The 1675-nt window shown below is 69.7% G+C and carries 1 protein-coding gene; it reads right to left on the reverse strand.

From position 1 onward, the window contains the following. Positions 1-1523: FAD-dependent monooxygenase (locus ABT057_RS49035; protein WP_352351901.1), on the reverse strand; the 1523-nt coding region annotated here is incomplete at its 3' end. Between the last annotated feature and the right edge of the window lie 152 nt (positions 1524-1675).

Consider the following 1675-nt stretch of genomic DNA (forward strand, 5'->3'; position numbering starts at 1 on the left):
CGCCCGGCGACCACACCGTCGACGGCGTGGCGCAGATGTTCCTGACTCGCGGTGACGTCGACGAGCGCGGGGAGTTCGGTCTTGATCCGTTCTCCGAGGGCCAGGCGGTCGAGGAGGGCGCTGCGGGTGTCCTGGCCGGTCAGGCGGATGACGTCGGCGCCCTGGCGTACGAACTGCCGTGCCTGCTCGACGAGTGCGTCGGCTGCCGGTCCCCAGGCGTCGCTGCAGTCGACCTCGATGGTCGCCGGGGTCGGCGCGGACCCGTTGTGGAGGCGGCCGGGACGCTGCTGGTGCTGTGTCTGCAGCGGCTGCCCCAGTACCCAGTCCGTGAGTCCTGCGTCGGGTACGTCGCCCGGCTCGACCTCGGCGAAGTCCGCCAGGGCCCGGGCCGCGAGCTGCGGGTCGGAGGCGGCCAGGTCGTCGAGGGAGACGGCGCCGGCCCGGCTGAAGTAGGCCACGGTCATGCGGGCGGGGCTGAGGTCCTGGCGGATGTCGAACGACTCCCACCACAGCTGGCTGCGCACGGCGCGTTCCTGCAGCCGTTCGACCTCCGGGCGCCGGGCCTCCTCGTAACGTGCCAGCGCGTCGGTCACCGGCCCGTCCGTCCAGGGCGTCAACGCGTCGGCCAGGGCGATCGCACTCTCCATCGCGATCTTCGTGCCGGAACCCAGGGACGGGTGGGCGGTGGCCGCGGCGTCTCCCAGGAGCACGGTCGTGCCGTGGTGCCAGCGGGCGCACCGGACGGTGTTGAACCAGCCCCATCGCGACCGGTTGCCGGTGAAGGACCCGCCGTCCAGCAGTCCGGAGAACGCCTTGGACAGGTACTCCAGGGCCTCGTCGTCGGAGTCGCCTTCGTCGGCCCACTGCCGGTTGCCGAACCCGGCCCGGCTCACGGTCTCGGCGGACGCCTCGATCACGAACGTCGAGCGGGCCTCCCCGTAGGGGTAGGCGTGCGCGACGAACAGTCCTTCCGGTGTCGTCACCGGCATGAAGATCCCGCCGTCCAGCGGCGCTTCGGCCCCGCACCAGATGAACCGGCCGCGGCCGGGGGTGACTTCGGCGCCGAACTCCTCCCGGAAGCGGTTGCGGGTGGCACTGGAGACACCATCGGCGGCGATCACCAGGTCGGCGTCTTCGAGTACCTCTCCGGCGTCGCACGATCGGCCGATGTCCACCTGTACGCCCGCGTCGACTGCGCCTTTCAGCAACAGCCGCAGCAGCTGCGCGCGCCCGATCGCGCCGCTGTGGAACTGGCCGAACAGAACCTCGCCCTGCGGCAGTCGGAAGCCGCTCGACGAGAACGCGTACGCGGCGTCGGTGATCTCCCGGTACATCTCCGGGTCGGCGTGCTTCAGCGCTTTGAGGAGACCGCCGGTGAGGCCGACCGCGAAGCCGAACGTCTCCTCGGGAGGGTTTCTCTCGTGCACTTGGACGTGCCAGTCGGGGCGTCGAAGGGCCAGTAGCCGGGCGGCGAAGAGGCCTGCGGGTCCGCCGCCGAGTACGTGAACACGTCGAGCTGTCATACTCCAGGAATACCTTGTTTTGACGAGTAAGTCAATAATTTTTCATGTGCGTCACAGGGGTTCGAAGTTGCCCGGACATGGAACCGCCGGCCGTCTGTCGGGCAGGACAGGGCTCGGCCGGCGGTTGTTCTGATGTTGTTGATTCAGCCGTC

Origin of the sequence: Streptomyces sp. NPDC002588, assembly GCF_040295925.1 — a bacterium.
In the GTDB taxonomy this organism is placed as follows: domain Bacteria; phylum Actinomycetota; class Actinomycetes; order Streptomycetales; family Streptomycetaceae; genus Streptomyces.